Genomic DNA, 15,668 nt, shown 5'->3' on the forward strand with positions numbered 1-15,668 from the left:
AGGCCGGGAAGAACGATCCAGGAGGCCGGCAGGGCCCGCCTCCTGGAACCGTTGCACCCAGCGGCGCACGACTTTCGGGTCCACGTCACAGGCGCGGGCCGTGGCTCGAATGCTCCAGCCTCGATCCACGACACAACGGACCATCCGCTCTCGACCGCGCGGTCCAAACAAGGCATTTTGGTGAAGGTTCACGGGGCGTCCTCCTTGGAATGGCTAAGTCGGCAAACTCAGCATCCTTCGGAGTCGCCCCGTGGACAACCTATTGAGAGATCACACCTAGGGAAACCGACTCATGGCCAATCGTCTGGATTTCACCCTGGAGCCTGGTGACCAGGAGACGCTCGCGCGGATCTCCGGGCCGCTGGATGCCCACCTGCGCCTGATCGAGTCGCGCCTGGGCGTGGCCGTGCACAATCGCGGGCCGCGCTTCAATCTCACCGGGCCGGGCGGTGCTGTGAAGGCGGCCGGGGCCTTGATCCACGACCTGCACCGGATGGCGCAGGAAGAACCGGTCAGCCTGGAGCAGGTGCATACTGCGTTGCAGACCGCCCATGTTGAGGGGTTGGCGGAGCCCGAGGGCACGGGCGACGATCCCACGTTGCGCCTCAAACGCGCGGTGATCCGGGGTCGCGGCCCGCGTCAGGCGAAATACCTGTCCGCGATCGCGCGGCACGATCTCAGTTTTGGCATCGGCCCGGCCGGGACCGGCAAGACCTACCTTGCGGTGGCCGCCGCGGTCGCCGCACTGGAGCAGGACCGCGTGCAGCGCCTGGTGCTCGTGCGTCCGGCGGTGGAGGCCGGCGAGCGCCTGGGCTTTTTGCCCGGCGATCTGGCGCAGAAGATCGACCCTTACCTGCGGCCGATGTACGACGCCCTGTACGAACTGATGGGCTTCGATCAGACCGCACGCTTGATGGAACGCCAGGTGATCGAAGTCGCGCCGCTGGCCTACATGCGCGGGCGCACCCTGAACGAGGCCTTCATCATCCTCGACGAGGCGCAGAACACCACCCTCGAGCAGATGAAGATGTTCCTGACCCGCATCGGCTTCGGCTCCACTGCGGTGGTCAACGGCGACATCACCCAGGTGGACCTGCCGCGGGGGCAGGGATCGGGCCTCAAGCACGCGATGCAGATCCTGCAGGGCGTGGAGGGGGTGCATATCACCCGTTTCCAGGCCGGTGACGTGGTGCGCCACCCGCTGGTGCAGCGCATCGTCGAGGCCTACGAGGCCCACGACCATGCGTCTGGCAAGCCGGCTGGGGAGTCTGAGCCCGGTTCCGGGCGGGGTGCCGATGGCGCTTGAAATCGCGGTGCAATACGCTGTTCCGCGTGCCGGTCTGCCCGGCCCCACCACCTTGCACCGGGCGGCCCGCGCCGCCTGGCGCGGGGCGGGCGCGGCCACAGTCACTCTGCGCCTGGTGGAGGCCGAGGAGGGACAGTCGCTGAATCACACCTTCCGGGGACGCGACTACGCGACCAATGTGCTGTCATTCCCGGCGCCGGCGCTGCCGCCGGGCTTGCCCCCCGAGGCGAGCGCCTATCTCGGTGATATCGTCCTGTGCGTGCCGGTGCTGGCGCGCGAGGCGGCGGAACAGGGCAAGATGCTGGCGGCCCATTACCACCACATGGTGGTGCACGGGATGTTGCACCTGCAGGGCATGGATCACCAGACGCCGGACGAGGCCGCGCGGATGGAGGCAATTGAGTCCTCGATCCTGGCCGGGTTAGGCTATCCCAACCCCTACGATGCCGACCCTCCGGCCCGCGTCCTGTCGCCGCATCCTGCCGGAACCGCCCCCGATGCCTGAACCCGAACCCGACGAACAACCCATCTGGCGGCGCTGGCTGATCCGCGCCGGCGAGATCCTGCGCCCGCGCCGCGAGCCGGCGACCCGACACGAGCTGATCGAGTGCCTGCGCGGTGCCCACGCCCGCGAGCTGGTCGATCCCGAGGCCCTGACCATGCTGGAGGGGGTGCTCAACGTCGCGGACATGCAGGTGCGCGACATCATGATCCCACGCGCGCAGATGGAAGTGGTGCGCCGCGACGCCGGGCTCTCCGAGTTCCTCCCGGACGTGGTCGCTTCCGCGCATTCGCGCCTGCCGGTGGTAGGGGATCACCGCGACGAGGTGGTCGGCGTCCTGCTCGCCAAGGACCTGCTGCGCTTCTTTGGCGAGCCGGACGATGCCGCCTTCGATATGCAGGAAATCCTGCGCCCGGCGGTGTTCGTGCCGGAGAGCAAGCGTCTGAACGTGTTGCTGAAGGAATTTCGCCTGAGCCGCAACCACATGGCGATCGTGGTGGACGAGTATGGCGGCGTGGCCGGCCTAGTGACCATCGAGGACGTTCTGGAGCAGATCGTCGGCGAGATCGAGGACGAGCACGATGTCGAGGACTACCTGACCCAGATCATGCAGCACCCCGGCGGGCGTTACACCATCAAGGCGCTGACCCCGATGGAGGAGTTCAACGCCTACTTCCAGACCGCCTACAGCGAGGACGACTTCGACACCATCGGGGGCCTGGTGCTGTCGCATTTCGGGCATGTCCCGCGTCGTGGCGAACAGATTGTCGTGGATGGTATGCAGTTCCGCGTCCTGCGCGCTGACAACCGGCGCCTGCACCTGCTGGAGATGCGCCTGCCGGAGCCGGACATGCAGGCTGCCACCGGTGAAGGCTCGCAGCCGTTCGATGGTCCGGCCCGGGAGCCGGACGACCGCCACATCCCCTGATCGGCATGCAGACCCTCGTCGAACGCCTGCCGCCCTGGGCTTCCGGGCTCGTTGCCCTGCTGGCCGGGGCGGGTGCAACCCTGGCCTTTGCCCCGGTTGGCTGGTTCCTGGCCGCCCCGTTGGCCCTGGCCGTGTGGTTCGCCCTGTTGCCGGGCGCCCGACCGCGCCGAGCCGCGTGGACGGGCTATGCCTTCGGCCTCGGATTCTTCGGGATGGGGGTGAGCTGGATCTTCAATAGCCTGTTGGTGTTCGGGCAGGCGCCGCTGGTGGTCGCCTCGCTGATTACCGTGCTATTCGTACTGGCCCTGGCGGGCTATCCGGCGTTGCTGGCCGGGTTGGCGGCGCGCTTCCTGCCACTGGGGCGTCCGGCCGGGTTGCTGGCGCTGGCCGGTGGCCTGGTGCTGATGGAGCTGGCGCGTTCCTGGCTGTTCTCCGGCTTTCCCTGGCTGCTGTTCGGCCACACCGTGCTCGACACGCCGCTGCAGCCCTGGCTGCCACTGGTCGGCGAGCTGGGGGCGGGGCTGGTGGTGGCCCTGCTGGCCGTGGCGCTGGTCCTGGTGTTTCTGACCCGGCAGCGCTGGCTGGGCGCGGGCCTGGTGGGGGCCCTGGTGATCGCCTCGTTGTCGCTGGGGCTCGCGCGCTGGGTGGAGCCGGGCGGCGAGACGATCTCGGTGGCCATGGTCCAGGGCAACATCGATCAGGCGCGCAAGTGGGATGCCGATGGCATCGAGTATTCGCTGGGGGTCTACGAGGAACTGACCCGCGAGGCGGGTGAGGTGGACCTGGTGGTCTGGCCGGAGACCGCGATCCCCGCGTTCTATGTCGAGGTCCAACAGCCACTCGGGCAGCTCGCCCAGTCGCTGGCGGAGCATGACAGCGAACTGGTGACTGGGGTCTTCGACCATGCGTCGGCCGGACGCCATGTGTACAACTCGGTGGTCAACGTGACCACCGGGGCCGGCTACAACAAGCGCCAGCTGGTCCCCTTCGGCGAGTACATCCCGTTGCGCGGCCAGCTCGACTGGCTGGACCGGTTGCTGGCGATCCCGATGTCCGACCTTTCCCCGGGCACCGGCGACGGGCGCATGCGGGTGGCCGGTCAGACCGCCGGGGTCAGCATCTGCTACGAAGCGGCATATTCGCGCCACATCCGCGCCGCGCTGCCAGAGGCCGGGTTCCTGGTCAACGTCTCCAACGACGCCTGGTTTGGCGACAGCCTCGCCCCGGCCCAGCATCTGCAGATTGCCCGGGTACGGGCGGTGGAGACCGGGCGCCCGATGATCCGGGCAACCAATACCGGCATCTCGGCCCTGATTGATGCCGATGGCCGGATACTCGAGCGTTCGGGAATCTTCACCCGCGAGGTGGTCACGGGCACGCTGCAGCCTCGCCACGGCGTGACGCCGGCAACCGCCACCGGGGCGGGGCCGGCCGTGCTGGCCGCGCTGGTGCTGGTGGTTGCCGGTGCCGCGGTCGGCCGTCGCCGCCGACGCTGACGGGTTATTCGGCCTCGGTCCCGCCGGGGCCGCGACGGAACGTCGTGTTGTGGCAGTTGGAGCACGGCGGGATGCGGCCGACCTTCGTCATGTGCACGGGATGGCCGCATTGCTTGCAGAGCAATTCGCCGGGGCCGGTGATCTCGCCGGTGTGCCACTCGCCCATTACCTGGGCGCGCGCCGTCAGTTCGGTGATCTCGACCCGGGTGCGGTCGGCGATGCGTTCCAGGGCGTTCTTGATGCTGGCCTCGATCAGACCCAGATCGATCTGCAGCCAGCCACGCCAGTCGGAACTGCGGTTGTCGAGGTAGGCGCCCAGATCCTGCAGGTCGCGGCGCAGGTAGTCCATCACCTCGTGAGCCTCTTCGCGGGTCAGGTCACTGGCCTTCTGCACGCGGTCGCGGGCGTTCTCCAGAGCCTCGGTGATCGCCTTGCTGGTCTTGTCCTCCAGCTTTTCGAGATCCTCGGTGACCTCGTTCAGCATGCGGTGGTACGCATCGCTCAACCGGTGCTCGCGTTCCTGGTCGTGTTCCGGGGCCGTATCCCTGGGTTTGTCGCTCATGCGCTGCTCCTCGCTGATCGATATGTGGCTGTGTGTCCCGCTCGGGGACGTTTCGGATGGTCAATGCGTCCAAGGTAGCACGATGGCCGGGCCGCACTAGCGTCACGGGAGCGGGTTTCGTTGGTTACCGGCAATCAGGGGGTGCATATTGAGCTGCATCTCCCGCAAGGTAGGGGCTAACAACAGTGGAGACGGATATGACGCGACCCGCATCCCTGACCGCGGAGCAGGTCTATCAGCGGTGCCCGCCAGAGCATCTGGATTTCGAGACCACCGAGACGCTGGAGGCGCTCGAGTTGCCCTGTGGCCAGGAACGCGTGCTGCGTGCGCTCGAATTCGGTGCGTCGATGCGTGGCAATGGTTTCAACCTGTTCGTGCTGGGGCCGGCAGGCAGCGGGCGGCACGACCTGGTGCGACGCTTTCTGGAGCGCCGCGCGGCCGACGAGTCTGCCCCGCCGGACTGGGGCTACGTGTTCAACTTTCGGCAGCCGGAGTGTCCGCGGGCCGTTCGTCTAGCGGCCGGCGAGGGCCGGACCCTTCAGGCGGACCTGGACCGTCTGATCGAAGACCTGCATGCCAGTATCCCGGCCGCGTTCGAGAGCGAGGAATACCAGCGGCGCCTGCAGGAGCTGAAGGAGGCGTCTGAAGAGGCCCAGACCGAGGGCGCGCGCAAGGTGCAGGAAGAGGCCGAGGCGCACGACATTGCCCTGATCAGCGCGCCACACACCTTCTCGTTCGCGCCGATGCGCGATGGGGAGATCCTCAAGCCGGAGGAATACGACGCACTGTCCGAGGAGGAACGCGGGCGCATCGACGAGAAGGTCGAGGAGCTGCAGGAGAAGTTGCAGCAGGTCATGCACCAGGTGCCTCGCCTGCGCAAGGAGCTGCAGGAGAAGATTCGGGCCCTGAATGCGGAGATGCTGCAATGGGCCCTGGGCGGCCCGATCCACGAGCTGAAGGAGAAATGGTCGCACCGGCCGGCGGTGGTCGAGCATCTGGAGGCGATCCTCGACGAGGTGGTGAGACACGCGGAGGCGTTTCGCGGCGGCCGTAGCCATGCCCCGCCCGAGGGGCTGCTGGACCGGTTTCGCATCAACCTGCTGGTGGATCACGCGGACACGCGGGGCGCCCCGGTGATCTACGAGGACCTGCCGAATCATCAGCACTTGACCGGCCTGATCGAGCACCAGGTGCACGAGGGGGCCCTGGTTACCGATTTCTCGCTGGTGCGCGCCGGGGCCCTGCACCGGGCCAGTGGCGGTTACCTGATCGTGGATGCCCGGCGTGTTCTGACGCAGCCGCTGGCCTGGGAGAGCCTCAAACGGGTCCTGTTTTCCGGCGAGATCCGCATCGAGTCCCTGGAGCGCCTGTTCGGGCTGGTGAGTGCGGTGGGGCTGGAGCCGGATCCCATTCCGGTGGCCCCGAAGGTGGTGCTGATCGGTGATCGCCTGTTGTACTACCTGCTGTCCGCGTTCGATCCGGACTTCCTTGAGTTGTTCAAGGTCGAGGCCGACTTCGAGGACGACTTGGACCGCAGCGACGCCAGTCATGTGCTGTATGCGCGCATGCTGGCCACGATGGCGCGGCGTGTCGAACTACGGCCGCTGAACCGCGAGGCGGTGGCGCGCGTGATCGAGCATGCCAGCCGTCTGGCCGGCGACCAGTGCAAGCTGTCGGCCCACGATCGCACCCTGCGCGACCTGCTGCTGGAGGCCGATCACTGGGCGAGGGAGGCCGGCGCGGACGTCGTCGGCGCCGGGCATGTCGAACAGGCCATCCGGGAACGCCAGGAGCGCGGTGCGCGGCTACAGCGCCGCAGCCTGGAGCAGATCCGTCGCGGGGTGGTGCTGATCGCCACCAGTGGGGCGCAGATTGCCCAGGTCAACGGGCTGTCGCTGCTGCAGCTGGGCGACGCGATGTTCGGGCGGCCAATCCGGATCACCGCGACCGCGCGCTCGGGCAAGGGCCATGTGGTCGACATCGAACGCGAGGCCAAGCTGGGTGGCCCGGTGCACAGCAAGGCGGTGATGATCCTGTCCCGGTTCATCGCCAGCCACTATGCCGAGGACGCCGAGCTCTCGCTGTCCGCCAGCCTGGCCTTCGAGCAGTCGTATGGCGACATCGAGGGGGATTCCGCCTCGGTGGCCGAGACCTGCGCGTTGTTGTCGGCGATCGCGCGGATCCCGTTGCACCAGTCGCTGGCGGTTACCGGCTCGCTCAACCAGCATGGCGAGGTCCAGGCCGTGGGTGGGGTCAACGAGAAGATCGAGGGCTTCTTCGACGTCTGTCGCGAGGCCGGCGAACTGGATGGTCACGGTGTGCTGTTGCCGGGGAGTAATGTCGAGAACCTGATGCTGCGCCACGACGTCCGCGAGGCGATCGCGGAGGGACGATTCCATGTCTACCCCGTAGCCACGGTGGACGAGGCCATCGAGCTCCTGACCGGGATGACGGCGGGTGAACGCGGCGCGTGGGGGGGGTTCCCGGCGGGCAGCTTCAACCGCGTGGTCGCCGATCGCCTGGCGGCGTTTGCGCGTTTGAGCCATCGGCGCGGGTCCCGCGATGACGATGCGGAAGCCACGCCGGGCGGCCCCTCCGGGGAGGATGCCTGAGGGGGCATCAATTGGTGTCCCCCGGGGCTTCCGTTCGCCGACCCGAGATGGAGCGCGAGGTGGACTGGCATGGGCCCGACGCGGGGTCGGACCCATCGCGTGGGGCGTCGCTGGGGATTAACGGGCGTCGACCAGATCCCGGTAGCCGTGCCACATGGCAAAGCCCAGCCAGGGGAAGATCACGATCAGCGCCAGCAGCGCGGTTGCCACCGAGACCATGAACAGCGCGGTGATGATCAGACCCCACAGGATCAGCGTACCCGGGTTGTGGCTGAAGGCCTTCAGGCTGACCCCGATCGATTCGATCAGGCTCTTTTGCGGGGCATCATCGCGTATCCGGTGATCCAGCAGGGCCGGGATCGTGACCAGGCTGAGGGCGAATACCGCGAGGCCGAACACAATGGCGGCCACCACCACCCCGACCAGCGAGATAATGCCGGCGCCGCTGCTGAGCATCGCGCCCACCAGGTGATGCAACTGCCCCATGACCGCGATTTCGCCGATGTTAAGCACCGCGATCCACATCCACACAAAGCTGGCCCAGATCACGAACAGGATGGCCAGCAGCGCGGCAAAGGCCCAGATCGAGCCACCCATCGGCCCCAGCCAGCCGAGGCCGGAACCGCCCGGCTCGCCGCGCTCTTTCTGCAGCGCGAGGTAGTTCACACCGACGGCGAGTACGGGTCCGAGGAGCAGGATGCCGGCCAGAAGCGAGAAGGCCATCCACGGCTGATTCCAGGACAGGCCCAGCAGGATCAGCGCGGCCAGGGTGATCACCAGGCCGTGCACCAGGGCCACTGGCATCTGCCAGAGGTCCCGCCAGCCTTTGCCGAGCCAGGTGCCCAGGTCCTCCGTCGCGATCTCGCGGATGGCCGGGGAATCCGTCTCCGGCGTGTGTTCGGGGACCGTTTCCCCCAAGTCCTCGGGATAGGCGCGCTGGAGCATGGGGACCACGTCTTTCTCTTCGCTCATAACCTGCCTCCTTGGAACGTTTTGCCAACCGCTTTCTTTGAATGTAGGTCTTGTGGCAGTCAGGTGGGGGTACTGTTCCCGGAGTTGCGTGACGGATATCACATCGAAGACGTGTGGCGAGGGGTGGCCGGGCCGTTTCCCAGCCGCTTGGAGGGGGTGGGGGCGACTGGTATTCTGCGCAGTTCTTTGTTTCACGCGAACACACAGGGCAGGTGGGCCACATGCAGGAGCAGTATTCCCCGGAGATGATCGAGGCGCAGGTGCAGCGCCAGTGGGAGGAGGCCGACTGCTTCCGTGCGCGCGAGGATGCCGCCGGCGAGCCGTTCTACTGCCTGTCCATGTTCCCGTATCCCTCGGGCAAGCTGCACATGGGGCATGTGCGCAACTACACCATCGGCGACGTGATCGCGCGCTTCCAGCGCATGCAGGGGCGCAGCGTGCTGCAGCCGATGGGCTGGGACGCCTTTGGCCTGCCGGCCGAGAACGCGGCGATGCAGAACCACGTGCCGCCGGCGGCCTGGACCCGCCAGAACATCGAGCAGATGCGCACCCAGCTCAAGCGCCTGGGGTTTGCCTACGACTGGTCGCGCGAGTTCGCCACCTGTGATTCCGATTACTACCGCTGGGAACAGTGGCTGTTCGTGCGCCTGCTGAAGAAAGGCCTGGTCTATCGCAAGAAGGCGACCGTGAATTGGGACCCGGTGGATCAGACCGTGCTCGCCAACGAACAGGTGATCGAGGGCCGTGGCTGGCGCTCCGGGGCGGTCGTCGAGCGCCGCGAGATGCCGCAGTGGTTCCTGCGCATCACCGACTACGCCGACGAACTGCTGGAGGCCCTGGACGAGCTGGACGGCTGGCCGGACCAGGTGCGCACCATGCAGCGCAACTGGATCGGGCGTTCCGAGGGCGTGGAGCTCGAGTTCGCGGTGGACGGTGGCGAGGCGCTGGCCGTCTACACCACGCGCCCGGATACCCTGTTCGGCGTCTCCTACATGGCGCTGGCGCCGGAGCACCCACGGGTGCAGGCGCTGGCGGAGCAGGACGCCGAGCTGGCCGCGTTCGTCGCCGACTGCGCGCAGGGCGGGGTGGCCGAGGCGGACCTGGCCACGATGGAGAAGAAGGGCCGCGCGCTGGGTTTCACCGCCCGCCACCCACTGACCGGCGAGGATGTCCCGGTCTGGCTCGCCAACTTCGTGCTGATGGAATACGGCACCGGCGCGGTGATGGCCGTGCCCGCGCATGACGAGCGCGACCACGAGTTCGCGACGAAATATGGCCTGCCGATCCGCCAGGTGATCGCTCCGGCGGATGGCGCCACGGTCGATGTGCAGCAGGCCGCGTTCACCGAGGCCGGCGTGCTGGTGAACTCCGGTGATTTCGACGGCCAGGCATCGGAGGCGGCCAAGGCGGCGATCGCCGAGCACTTGGAGCAGACCGGCATCGGCCGGCGCCGGCGCAACTACCGCCTGCGCGACTGGGGTATCTCGCGCCAGCGCTACTGGGGCTGTCCGATTCCGGTGATCCACTGCGACGCCTGCGGTGCAGTGCCGGTGCCGGAAGAACACCTGCCGGTGCGCTTGCCGGAGGACGTGATCCCCGACGGGGCCGGCTCGCCGCTGGCGCGCATGCCCGAATTCTTCGAGACCCCGTGCCCGGAATGCGGGAAGCCGGCGCGGCGCGAGACCGATACCTTCGACACCTTCTTCGAATCCAGCTGGTACTTCGCCCGCTACGCCTGTGCCGACAACGACACGGCCATGCTGGATGCGCGCGCCGACCACTGGCTGCCGGTGGATCAATACGTCGGCGGCATCGAGCACGCGGTGCTGCATCTGCTGTACGCGCGCTTCTTCCACAAGCTGCTGCGCGACGAGGGCCTGCTGGCCTCCGACGAGCCGTTCACCCGGTTGCTGACCCAGGGCATGGTGATTGCGCCGACCTTCTTCCGCGAGCGTGCTGACGGCGGGAAGGACTGGATCAACCCGGCGGATGTCGAGCTGGAGCGCGGCGAGGACGGCTCGGTGAAGACCGCGCTCCATCGCGAGGACGGGCAGCCGGTGGTCATCGGCGGCATGGAGAAGATGTCCAAGTCGAAGAACAACGGCGTGGACCCGCAGGCCCTGATCGAGCGCTTCGGCGCGGATACCGCGCGGCTGTTCACCATGTTCGCGGCCCCGCCGGACCTGTCGCTGGAATGGTCCGACTCCGGCGTGGAGGGCGCGCATCGCTTCATCAAGCGCCTGTGGCGCGCGGTCCACGAGCACGTGGGCGGCGAGTCGCCCGGGGCGCTGGACACGGACGCGCTGGACGATGCCGGGCGCGAGCTGCGGCGCAAGCTGCACGACACCATCGCCAAGGTTACCGACGACATCGGCCGGCGCCAGACCTTCAACACCGCGGTGGCCGCGAACATGGAACTGCTGAACGACCTCGGCAAGTTCCCGCAGGACGCCGCCGGGGCCCCGGCCGTGCGCCAGGAGGCGCTGGAGGGCATCGTGCGCATGCTGGCCCCGATCATCCCGCACGTGACCGAAACGCTGTGGCGGACCCTGGGTCACGACGAGCTGGTGGCCGCCACGCAATGGCCGCAGGTCGACGAGGCGGCACGCCAGGCCGCGCAGGAGACCCTGGCGGTGCAGGTGAACGGCAAGCGCCGTGCCGAGATCGCGGTCCCGTCCGGGGCCGACAAGGACGCGATCGAGACCGTTGCGCGCAACGACGAGAACGTGCAGCGCCATATCGAGGGGCAGGATGTGATCAAGGTGATTGTTGTTCCCGGCCGTCTGGTCAATTTCGTGGTGAAGCCGCAATGAGCGCCCTTTTGCGCGCGGGTCTGGTACTGGTCCTGGTGGCCGCGCTGGCCGCCTGCGGCTTTCAGCTGCGTGGCGGTAGCGAGTGGCCGGAGACACTGAATCCGGTGCAGATCACTGGCATCAATGCGCGCGACTCGCTGTACCGCGAACTGGCCGTGACCCTGGGCTCCTCGGGCGTGGACGTCGTGCGCCAGCGCCCGGAGGGTCAGGGTGCGATCCTGGAGATCCGTTCGGTCAACGATCAGCGCCGCACGCTGTCGGTGACCGAGGCCGCGCGGGTGTCCGAGTACGAACTGGTGCGCACGGTCGACGCGCGCCTGCGCCCGGTGGACGGCGAGGCGGTCGACCTGGGGCCACTGCGCGCCTCGCGCATCTATCTGTTCGATGGCACCGCGGTGCTCAGCCGGGGCGAGCGCGAATCCACCCTGCGCGAGGCGATGGACCGCGACATCGTCAGCCAGCTGCAGCGCCGGATTGCCGCGCTCATCGAGCCGGACGGCAGCCTGCGCGAAGCCGCGGAGGACCCGGCCCCGTAATGGCGCTGGATATCGCCCGCCTGGAGCAGGATCTGGCGCGCGGGCTCGCGCCGATCTACCTGTTGCTGGCCGAGGAGCCGTTGCAGGCGATCGAGGCGGCCGATGCGATCCGCGCTGCCGCCCGCGAGCAGGGCTTCCTGGAGCGCACGGTGCTGGACCTGACCGCGCAATCGGACTGGGGCCCGTTCGAGGCCGCGATCCGCGACCGGTCGCTGTTTGCCGAGCGCACGGTGCTGGACGTGCGCCTGGCGACCGGCAAGCCGGGCAAGACCGGTGGCGACCACCTGAAGGCCTACGCCGGCGACCCGCAGGCTGACCTGGTTCTGCTGCTGCAGTTGCCGCGGCCGGATCGCGACATGCGGCGGGCGGCCTGGTTCAAGGCCCTGGAGAACCGTGCGGTGGTGATCCACGCGCGCCCGGTGCCGCCGGCCCAGCTGGGTAGCTGGATCCGTGCGCGGCTACAGAAGAACGGTCTGCGCATCACCGACCCGGCGCTGGCGTTGCTGGTCGCGCGGGTGGAGGGCAACCTGCTGGCCGCGCGCCAGGAGATCGAGAAGCTGGCGCTGGCCGGCGTGACCGAGATCGACGAGACCGTGCTGGCGGAGGCCACCACGGATTCCGCCCGCTTCGAGCTGTTCGCGCTGGCCCCGACCGCGCTGCGCGGTGATGTCCGCCACGCCCTGCGCATGCTGGAGGGGCTGCTGGACGAGGGCCAGGCCGAGCCGCTGATCCTGTGGGCGCTGGCGCGCGAATGCCGGCTGCTGGTGCAGGCGATGGAGCGCAAGGCCGCCGGTGCGCCCGACCGCGAGGCGTTCCAGGGCAGCTTTGGCGACGGCCAGAAGGCCCTGCGCCAGGCGATGTCGCGTCTGGACCTGAGCGCGGCGCGGGGCCTGCTGGGCGAGGCCGCGCGCGTGGATCGGGTCATCAAGGGTCAGGAAAACGGCAATGCCCGGCAGGGGTTGCTAGACTTGGTGGCCCGTATGGCGGGGCGGCCCCTTGCCCGGCCCGAACCCGCACTGAATCCCCAACGAGTCTGATTGCATGAACGCTGCCGTGAACCCCACCGAATCCCCTGCCGACGACGTGATCGCCCAGGTCGAGGCGCTCGGCCGCGCTGCGCGCGCCGCTTCGCGGCGCATGGCCGAGGCCGAGCCGGGGGCGAAGAACGCCGCACTGCATGCCATTGCCGAGGGCATCGCCGCGCGCCGCGCCGAGCTGAATGAGGCCAACAGCCGCGACCTGGAGGCCGGGCGCGAGCGCGGTCTGGACGCCGCGATGCTGGATCGCCTGGCGCTGACCGACGCGCGCATCGATACCATGATTGAGGGCTGCCGCCAGGTAGCCGGGCTGCCCGACCCGGTGGGCACGATCTCCGACATGGCCTACCAGCCGAGCGGTATCCAGGTCGGCCAGATGCGCGTGCCGCTGGGGGTGATCGGGATCATCTACGAGTCGCGGCCGAACGTGACCATCGACGCCGCCGCACTGTGCCTGAAGTCGGGTAATGCGGCGATCCTGCGTGGCGGCTCCGAGTCACTGCATTCCAATCAGGCCCTGGCCGCGATCATCCAGGCCGGGCTGGAGCAGGCGGGGTTGCCGCGCGAGGCGGTGCAGGTGGTGCCGACCACCGACCGCGCGGCGGTCGGCGCGCTGCTGCGCATGCCGCAGTACGTGGACGTGATTGTCCCGCGCGGCGGCAAGGGCCTGATCGAGCGCGTCAGCAACGAGTCGCAGATCCCGGTGATCAAGCACCTGGACGGCGTCTGCCACGTGTACGTGGATGGCGGTGCGGATGCCGACAAGGCGCTGGCCGTCGCGGTGAACGCGAAGACCCAGCGCTACGGGACCTGCAACACCATGGAGACGCTGCTGGTGCACGCGGACCAGGCCGAGGCCTTCCTGCCGCGCCTGGCGGCCGCGCTGGGCGAGCACCAGGTGAGCCTGCGCGGCTGCGCGCGTACCCGGGCCATTCTCGCCGATAGCGGGGCCGACATCGCGGAGGCCACCGAGGACGACTGGGTGGCGGAATACCTGGGGCCGATCCTCGCGATCCGCGTGGTCGACGACCTGGACATGGCGATCGATCACATCAATACCTATGGCTCGCACCATACCGACAGCATCGTGACCGAGGACTACACCCGCGCCCGGCGTTTCCTGCGCGCGGTGGACTCCAGCTCGGTCATGGTGAATGCCTCCACCCGCTTCGCCGACGGCTTCGAGTACGGCCTGGGCGCGGAGATCGGCATCTCCACCGACAAGCTGCATGCCCGGGGCCCGGTGGGCCTGCACGGGCTGACCACGCTCAAGTACGTGGTGTTCGGCGACGGCCATGTACGTGGCTAAGGGAGACGCGCGATTGAATCAGCGCCTCCCTGGGGCGAAGCCCGCGTGATCGGGATCCTCGGCGGCACCTTTGACCCGATCCACTTCGGCCACCTGCGCCCGGCGCTGGAGATCCAGCAGCACCTGGGGCTGGAGCGCGTGCGCTTCATCCCCTGCCACGTACCGCCGCATCGTGCGAGCCCCGGAACCGGCAGCGACGACCGCCTGGCGATGGTGGAGCAGGCGATTGCGGACGTACCGGGATTCGTCGCCGACCGTCGCGAGCTGGATCGTCAGGGGCCGTCCTACACCGTGGATACCCTGCTCAGTTTCCGCGAGGAGCTGGGGCCGGACGCGCCGTTGGTGCTGATCATGGGCATGGATGCCTTCGCCGGGCTGCCATCGTGGAACCGCTGGCAGCAGATCTTCGAGTTGGCGCATATCGTGGTCTCGCACCGCCCCGGCAGCCCGGCCTCCCACGATCTGGGCGGCTGGCTGGGGAACGCCGCGACGCACGACCCGGCGGCGCTGCGCAAGGCGCCCGGGGGGCTGGTCTACTTCCAGCCGGTGACCCAGCTCGACATCTCCGCCACCGCCATCCGGGACGAGCTGCAGGCCGGGCGCAGCCCGCGCTTCCTGCTCCCCGGGGCCGTCAATCGCTACATCCAGGACCACGGTCTGTACCGGGCCGGGTCGAACCGCAATCACGGGACATGACCGACACAATGAACAGCGAACAACTCCTGGAGCTGGTGACCACCGCTCTGGACGACATGAAGGCACAGAACATCCGCACCATCGACGTGCGTGGCAAGACCACGCTGACGGATTTCATGGTGATCGCCTCCGGGACCTCGGGGCGTCACGTGCAGTCCACCGCCGAGTCGGTGGCCACCGAGGCCAAGCAGGCCGGTATCCCGCCGTTGGGGGTCGAGGGTCAGGAGAGCCAGGAGTGGGTGCTGGTGGACCTGAACGATGTGATCGTTCACGTGATGCTCCCGGAGACCCGCGACTTCTACAACCTGGAGAAGCTCTGGATGGCGGATGAGGCCGCGGACACGGAAAAGGCCGCCCCCGAGGACCCCAGCCTGGAGCGGGTCCGGCGCCTGCGGCGCTGAACGCCGAGCGAGGCCTCGCCCGATGCGCCTGGACCTGATCGCGATCGGCAAGCGCATGCCCGACTGGGTGGCGGACGGCTTCGCCGAATACGCCGGGCGCCTGCCGCGCGAGCTGGAGCTGAACCTGCAAGCGCTGGCGGGCCCCTCGGGCGCGAAGTCGATGGACACCACCACGCTCCTGCGCCGCGAGGGCGAGATCCTGCTGAAGGCGATCCCCGAGGGTGCGCGCGTGATCCTGCTGGATGAGCGCGGCAAGGCGGTCGACACCAAGGGCGTGGCGAAGCGCCTGGAGGACTGGCAAGCGGACGGTCGCGACGTCGCGCTGGTGATTGGCGGGGCCGCCGGGCTGGACGAGGCCGTGCGCGCCCGCGCCGAGTGGGCCTGGTCGTTGTCGCCGCTGACCTTCCCGCACATGCTGGTGCGGGTGCTGGTCGCCGAGCAGCTCTACCGCGCCTGGTCGCTGCTCAACAACCACCCCTATCACCGCGCCTGAGTCCC

At 68.4% G+C, this 15,668-nt stretch carries 15 protein-coding genes; 12 read left to right on the forward strand and 3 right to left on the reverse strand.

Annotation, left to right across the window (positions count from 1 at the left end):
• Positions 1 to 192, reverse strand: a 192-nt coding sequence (locus D573_RS14995; protein ID WP_196800925.1) for a leucine zipper domain-containing protein, incomplete at its 3' end; no start/stop codon positions are given.
• Between the two features lie 100 nt (positions 193 to 292).
• On the opposite strand from D573_RS14995, the gene D573_RS0111795 reads away from it, so the two are divergent.
• Genes D573_RS0111795 through lnt form a run of 4 tightly spaced genes read left to right on the forward strand, consistent with a single transcriptional unit; the run spans position 293 to position 4,232 of the window.
• Complete coding sequence (locus D573_RS0111795) at positions 293 to 1,306, forward strand: PhoH family protein (protein WP_018938776.1); 1,014 nt, start codon at positions 293 to 295, stop codon at positions 1,304 to 1,306.
• Positions 1,296 to 1,811, forward strand: coding sequence for an rRNA maturation RNase YbeY (ybeY, locus tag D573_RS0111800; protein ID WP_018938777.1), 516 nt, complete (start codon positions 1,296 to 1,298; stop codon positions 1,809 to 1,811). The genes D573_RS0111795 and ybeY overlap by 11 nt, the downstream gene beginning before the upstream one ends.
• Complete coding sequence (locus tag D573_RS0111805; protein WP_018176983.1) at positions 1,804 to 2,736, forward strand: HlyC/CorC family transporter; 933 nt, start codon at positions 1,804 to 1,806, stop codon at positions 2,734 to 2,736. Before ybeY ends, D573_RS0111805 begins: the two co-directional genes overlap by 8 nt.
• Before the next feature lie 5 nt (positions 2,737 to 2,741).
• The gene (lnt, locus tag D573_RS0111810) at positions 2,742 to 4,232 is read left to right on the forward strand and encodes an apolipoprotein N-acyltransferase (protein WP_018168197.1); all 1,491 of its coding nucleotides are present in this window, start codon (positions 2,742 to 2,744) and stop codon (positions 4,230 to 4,232) included.
• A 4-nt stretch (positions 4,233 to 4,236) separates the two neighbouring features.
• Here the strand turns inward: lnt and D573_RS0111815 are convergent, their stop codons facing one another.
• Positions 4,237 to 4,794: a zinc ribbon-containing protein gene (locus tag D573_RS0111815; RefSeq protein WP_018938778.1), complete on the reverse strand. Its 558-nt coding sequence runs from the start codon at positions 4,792 to 4,794 to the stop codon at positions 4,237 to 4,239.
• A 197-nt stretch (positions 4,795 to 4,991) separates the two neighbouring features.
• On the opposite strand from D573_RS0111815, the gene D573_RS0111820 reads away from it, so the two are divergent.
• On the forward strand, positions 4,992 to 7,406 hold the full coding sequence (locus tag D573_RS0111820; protein ID WP_018938779.1) for a Lon protease family protein: 2,415 nt from the start codon (positions 4,992 to 4,994) through the stop codon (positions 7,404 to 7,406).
• A 117-nt stretch (positions 7,407 to 7,523) separates the two neighbouring features.
• Here D573_RS0111820 and D573_RS0111825 read toward each other — a convergent pair whose 3' ends face one another.
• Entirely contained in the window at positions 7,524 to 8,378 is an 855-nt protein-coding gene (locus D573_RS0111825) for a DUF2189 domain-containing protein (RefSeq protein ID WP_018146427.1), read from the reverse strand.
• Between the two features lie 221 nt (positions 8,379 to 8,599).
• Between D573_RS0111825 and leuS the strand changes: the two genes are divergently transcribed.
• The 7 genes from leuS to rlmH are packed head-to-tail and all read left to right on the forward strand — an operon-like array spanning position 8,600 to position 15,663.
• Positions 8,600 to 11,191, forward strand: coding sequence for a leucine--tRNA ligase (gene leuS, locus D573_RS0111830; RefSeq protein WP_018938780.1), 2,592 nt, complete (start codon positions 8,600 to 8,602; stop codon positions 11,189 to 11,191).
• Positions 11,188 to 11,727, forward strand: a complete 540-nt coding sequence (lptE, locus tag D573_RS0111835; RefSeq protein ID WP_026287982.1) for an LPS assembly lipoprotein LptE — start codon at positions 11,188 to 11,190, stop codon at positions 11,725 to 11,727. The genes leuS and lptE overlap by 4 nt, the downstream gene beginning before the upstream one ends.
• Positions 11,727 to 12,764 carry a DNA polymerase III subunit delta gene (gene holA, locus D573_RS0111840; protein ID WP_018938782.1) on the forward strand — a complete coding sequence of 346 codons (1,038 nt, stop codon included), beginning with the start codon at positions 11,727 to 11,729 and terminating at the stop codon, positions 12,762 to 12,764. Before lptE ends, holA begins: the two co-directional genes overlap by 1 nt.
• Positions 12,765 to 12,768: 4 nt before the next feature.
• Positions 12,769 to 14,073 carry a glutamate-5-semialdehyde dehydrogenase gene (locus tag D573_RS0111845; protein ID WP_018938783.1) on the forward strand — a complete coding sequence of 435 codons (1,305 nt, stop codon included), beginning with the start codon at positions 12,769 to 12,771 and terminating at the stop codon, positions 14,071 to 14,073.
• 45 nt (positions 14,074 to 14,118) lie between these two features.
• Positions 14,119 to 14,769, forward strand: a complete 651-nt coding sequence (nadD, locus tag D573_RS0111850; RefSeq protein WP_018938784.1) for a nicotinate-nucleotide adenylyltransferase — start codon at positions 14,119 to 14,121, stop codon at positions 14,767 to 14,769.
• An 8-nt stretch (positions 14,770 to 14,777) separates the two neighbouring features.
• On the forward strand, positions 14,778 to 15,170 hold the full coding sequence (gene rsfS / locus D573_RS0111855; protein ID WP_018938785.1) for a ribosome silencing factor: 393 nt from the start codon (positions 14,778 to 14,780) through the stop codon (positions 15,168 to 15,170).
• 22 nt (positions 15,171 to 15,192) lie between these two features.
• Positions 15,193 to 15,663 carry a 23S rRNA (pseudouridine(1915)-N(3))-methyltransferase RlmH gene (gene rlmH / locus D573_RS0111860; protein ID WP_018938786.1) on the forward strand — a complete coding sequence of 157 codons (471 nt, stop codon included), beginning with the start codon at positions 15,193 to 15,195 and terminating at the stop codon, positions 15,661 to 15,663.
• The last annotated feature ends 5 nt before the right edge of the window (positions 15,664 to 15,668 follow it).

The organism is Thioalkalivibrio sp. AKL9 (genome assembly GCF_000377825.1).
GTDB classification, from domain to species: domain Bacteria; phylum Pseudomonadota; class Gammaproteobacteria; order Ectothiorhodospirales; family Ectothiorhodospiraceae; genus Thioalkalivibrio; species Thioalkalivibrio versutus.

Bases quoted from the DNA above. Each gene is read 5' to 3' on its own strand.
- lnt (WP_018168197.1), top strand. From the start codon at position 2,742: ATGCAGACCCTCGTCGAACGCCTGCCGCCCTGGGCTTCCGGGCTCGTT.
- ybeY (WP_018938777.1), top strand. From the start codon at position 1,296: ATGGCGCTTGAAATCGCGGTGCAATACGCTGTTCCGCGTGCCGGTCTG.
- D573_RS0111815 (WP_018938778.1), bottom strand. From the start codon at position 4,794: ATGAGCGACAAACCCAGGGATACGGCCCCGGAACACGACCAGGAACGC.
- rlmH (WP_018938786.1), top strand. From the start codon at position 15,193: ATGCGCCTGGACCTGATCGCGATCGGCAAGCGCATGCCCGACTGGGTG.
- leuS (WP_018938780.1), top strand. From the start codon at position 8,600: ATGCAGGAGCAGTATTCCCCGGAGATGATCGAGGCGCAGGTGCAGCGC.
- D573_RS0111795 (WP_018938776.1), top strand. From the start codon at position 293: ATGGCCAATCGTCTGGATTTCACCCTGGAGCCTGGTGACCAGGAGACG.
- lptE (WP_026287982.1), top strand. From the start codon at position 11,188: ATGAGCGCCCTTTTGCGCGCGGGTCTGGTACTGGTCCTGGTGGCCGCG.
- D573_RS0111805 (WP_018176983.1), top strand. From the start codon at position 1,804: ATGCCTGAACCCGAACCCGACGAACAACCCATCTGGCGGCGCTGGCTG.
- holA (WP_018938782.1), top strand. From the start codon at position 11,727: ATGGCGCTGGATATCGCCCGCCTGGAGCAGGATCTGGCGCGCGGGCTC.
- D573_RS0111820 (WP_018938779.1), top strand. From the start codon at position 4,992: ATGACGCGACCCGCATCCCTGACCGCGGAGCAGGTCTATCAGCGGTGC.
- D573_RS0111845 (WP_018938783.1), top strand. From the start codon at position 12,769: ATGAACGCTGCCGTGAACCCCACCGAATCCCCTGCCGACGACGTGATC.
- rsfS (WP_018938785.1), top strand. From the start codon at position 14,778: ATGAACAGCGAACAACTCCTGGAGCTGGTGACCACCGCTCTGGACGAC.
- D573_RS0111825 (WP_018146427.1), bottom strand. From the start codon at position 8,378: ATGAGCGAAGAGAAAGACGTGGTCCCCATGCTCCAGCGCGCCTATCCC.